The organism is Bartonella sp. AD328YNZD (assembly GCF_042196425.1).
Genome location: NZ_JBHIQG010000259.1, coordinates 1 through 3461, shown reverse-complemented (window position 1 = coordinate 3461; position 3461 = coordinate 1). Strand labels below are relative to the sequence as shown.

Here is a 3461-nt window from a genome sequence, read left to right as displayed (position 1 = left end):
ATAGCTCTATCTGTCGCATGACCAATACCTGTGAAAGCTAAAGAACCATAAAGATAAACACGTATACGAGAAACTTGGTTATCAGATAACTGAGAAAAATCTCGTATCCTTTGCAAAAACATATTAGCCGCTGTCATCGGCCCCATCGTATGTGAGCTAGAAGGACCAATACCAATTTTAAAAAGTTCAAAAACAGATAAAAACACGAACCACCTCAAAACTCCAATATGGTCTGAGTATACGCTTTTCTATAACGTTTGTCCTGTTTAAAATCAAATTGCGAGATAGAGTAAAAAAATGATAGCAATAAACACGAATGTTGCTCGTCTTGCTACCACCCAACACCCTCTTTCTATAGTGCTTTCCATTAGCCAACCTTCAAAACGAACAATGCCCTTAGAGTCATCACTCTCTTAATGTTTCGAACGTAGTAAAATAAGTGTTAATATGCAACATCATAATTTAATAAGAATGAAAAAATTCTACCAAGCATATTTTTCATAATGCACCAAGTTCTTCAAAGTATATGCTTAATGATATAAAATATTTTATGGACATGCTTCGATGAAACGTACAAAGTTTTCTAACGGTTCTCGTTCTGTCTCAAAATTGTTTTCTGGAGCACTCATATCGCGATAACCAAGTGCCATACCACAAATAATATTCCGATCAGAAGGTACAGATAAAAGCGTACGAATTTGTTTATGATAATCAGCAAAAGCTGCTTGGGGACAGGTATCCAATCCAAATCCACGTGCTGCTAACATAATGGTCTGCATAAACATACCCAAATCAAGCCAACTCCCTATTTCCATGTCGTGATCCATTGTAAATAAGAGTCCTACAGGTGCATCAAAAAATAAAAAATTTCGTGCTTTTTGATGAAGCATTTTTTCTTCATCTCCTTTTTGAATTCCAAGACTCTGATAAAGATCCAAACCAACTTTTCGACGCCTTGAAATATAAGGCTCACGCCACTGACGTGGATAATAACTATATTCACGCTCTCCTTTTACACCTGAAAGCACAAGTTGTGAAAGCTCTTGCCCTACTTTCTGTAATACACTTCCTGTAAGCACAATCACTTGCCATGGCTGAATATTTGTTCCAGATGGTGCACGTGCTGCAAGTTTTAAGATTTCTTTGATTGTTTCCAAACTAACTGGCTGATCAGTAAAAGCGCGAATTGACTTTCGTGACAATATAGATTGAAAAACACTCATAGGAGAAACTGTCATTGTTTTTACTTTCTTTATGAAAAATAGTTTTTTCTTATCAAGGATAATATACTGCGAAAATACCTTTGCAGCTTTTTCAAACACTCTATTTCTTTAAATGACTTACACATTTCACGCAGTGGTAAATATTCCCCTTAGAGATAGTATAATCTATCTCTTTTAAGAGAAAGAAATTTGTCTAAAAGAAGACAAAATAAATTTATAATCAATGTCTAACCACCAACTCCGCTAAGCTCTCAAAAAACTCTCCTCAATTCCTTCTAAATCCTGTAGAAGATCATCAACATCATGCTGCATCTGCTTTAAATCAGTTCGTTTTTTATGAATTCCTGCAATTAATTTCTTAAGCTTTTTCTCATTATCAGGTGGTTTTCCAACCATTGTCAAAATATCAGATATTTCAGACAACGAAAATTTAACTCTTTTAGTACACAGGATTTGTTTTAACTTATGACGACCCGTTTATGTATAAAGCCGTGTATTTGCAAACCGAAAAGGGATAAGAAATCCCTCTTCTTCATAGCAAAGTTCGAGCTATTATTGAAAACTCACGTGTTAATTTTCCAATTGAATAATATTCGTACATTTTATTATTCTGTCTGCATAGATCACATTGTTATAAGAAATATGTCTATTTTTTATAAAACTTAGTGAGCACCTTAATCTCTAATTTTCTGCATTCTACTTTAGAAGAAAATACATTCACAAACATTGTATAGTAGAGAATCAATTATTTTTATATTACAGAAAGACTATTGATCTTTCATTATAAGTCCTTTTAAATCTTTATAGAAGATATCAATCAGAAATTTTCCTAAAATTCAAAATCAATCATTATTTGATTTGTAGATAATCAACTCTTTTCCTTGAATATGTTTTTTGAGTTTCACATACTTGGGAAAAAACTTTCTATACTGCCTTCAGAAATAAGAAAACTTTAAAATGAAGCAACAAGAAAGATAAGCATCATTACAAAACAATAAGCTACCAAAGATGTTAAAAATAACTATCGCCTTATAATTTTTGATATTTTTCAAGAGAATATACAACTTCTGCATTTCGAAATAAGAAAACGTCTGAACTTTCTATTCAGACGTTTTTTTATTATGTGATGTTGTATTTAAATTATTCTGCAACAGCCCCGGTTGTCATATTTGTCAACATAGCCTTAGCCACTTCGTTATTACTAGACTTACGCTGCTCATCTACAATCAAATCATCACGAACTGCAGCAATACGACGGATTTGAGAAATTGTACCACCCGTACCTGCTGGAATAAGACGACCGACAATAACGTTCTCTTTAAGTCCTTGCAAAGTATCAATTTTACCAGAAACTGCTGCTTCAGTAAGAACACGTGTTGTTTCCTGAAACGATGCCGCCGAAATGAAAGAAGGCGTTTGAAGAGAAGCTTTTGTAATTCCAAGAAGAATGGGATTACCAGATGCAGGTTTCTTCCCTTCTGCAATCAAATTATCATTGATTTCATCAAGTTCAATACGATCAACATTATCACCTGGAATATAACCAGAATCTCCAGATTCAGTAATTTCAACTTTTTGCAACATTTGACGAACAATCACTTCAATGTGCTTATCATTAATAAGAACTCCCTGCAAACGATAAACCTCCTGAATCTCATTAACAAGATAAGATGCCAAAGCCTCAACTCCCTTAATCGCCAAGATGTCATGAGGTGCTGGATTCCCATCAAGGATATAATCCCCCTTTTCAATTTGATCGCCTTCTTGGAAGTGGAACAACTTACCTTTTGGAATCAAGTATTCTACTGCCTCAAGAGTTTCATCATTTGGTTCAATAATGATACGACGTTTATTCTTATAACCACGGCCAAACCGAATTGTACCACTAACTTCAGCAATAATCGCATGATCCTTTGGACGACGCGCTTCAAAAAGCTCAGCCACACGAGGAAGACCACCCGTAATATCTTTCGTTTTGGCACTTTCCATCGGCAAACGAGCAATAACATCACCAGCCTTAACATGAGCACCAAGTTCAACAGAAAGAATAGTTTCCACTGACATCATATAACGGGCTTCACCTCCCTTATACAACTTAGCAATAGATTCACCTTCTTTATCCGTGTGAATAATAATGGCTGGTTTAAGATCCGCACCACGTGGATTAGCGCGCCAATCAATCACCAAACGCTTCGTAATACCCGTAGATTCATCAGCTGTTTCAGTGACAGATAAACC

3 protein-coding genes and 1 pseudogene are annotated in these 3461 nt (G+C 35.2%); all 4 read right to left on the bottom strand.

The genetic code is table 11. The features are described 5' to 3' along the window. Positions 1-206: serine dehydratase beta chain (locus tag ACFIO3_RS10260; protein ID WP_375704411.1), on the bottom strand; the 206-nt coding region annotated here is incomplete at its 3' end. Between the two features lie 342 nt (positions 207-548). Beyond that, positions 549-1238, bottom strand: coding sequence for a nitroreductase (locus ACFIO3_RS10255; RefSeq protein WP_375607225.1), 690 nt, complete (start codon positions 1236-1238; stop codon positions 549-551). A 228-nt stretch (positions 1239-1466) separates the two neighbouring features. Then, a complete protein-coding gene (locus ACFIO3_RS10250) occupies positions 1467-1646 on the bottom strand; it encodes a hypothetical protein (protein WP_375704410.1) in 180 nt (59 codons plus the stop codon). A 717-nt stretch (positions 1647-2363) separates the two neighbouring features. Next, a pseudogene (locus tag ACFIO3_RS10245) lies at positions 2364-3461 on the bottom strand (DNA-directed RNA polymerase subunit beta'); the annotation flags it as partial.